General features: G+C 65.6%; 1 pseudogene. It reads right to left on the minus strand.

The window, feature by feature from the left end:
• A pseudogene (locus JHD77_RS32140) lies at positions 1-439 on the minus strand (ATP-dependent helicase); the annotation flags it as partial.

Genomic DNA, 439 nt, shown 5'->3' on the forward strand with positions numbered 1-439 from the left:
TGTGGCGTCGATGCGCCAGGAGCTCGATGGGCGCAGGAACACCCCGCGCATCCGCCGAGCCACCGCCACCACACCGGGATGGAACTCGCCTGACAGCAAGACGCCGCCCTCGGCCAGCGGCGCGATGCGCAGCAGCAAACCCCAGGTGAAGGCCTGTCGGTCAAGCGAGGCCTGTGCAGATTCGACCATGCCGCTGAAGTCCCGCCAGGACTGTGAGTGGAGGCCTCCAGCGAGCTCGGCGAGTCGGTTGTACAGCGAGTCCAGTTCGGGCAGTAACTTGCCCTTGGGGACCCGCCAGTAGCGGTGCAACGGATGCTCCCGGGCGCTGATGAAGAAGCCGGACAGTTCCAGCAGCGCGCGGTTGCTGCCTGCGATGTAGGGGATCTTCAAGCCGAAGTCGTAGCCGTCGAAGATAGCCCGCTGCAGAAGCGTCGAAGGA

Source organism: Pseudomonas sp. P20, from assembly GCF_016463925.1.
Classification (GTDB): domain Bacteria; phylum Pseudomonadota; class Gammaproteobacteria; order Pseudomonadales; family Pseudomonadaceae; genus Pseudomonas; species Pseudomonas aeruginosa.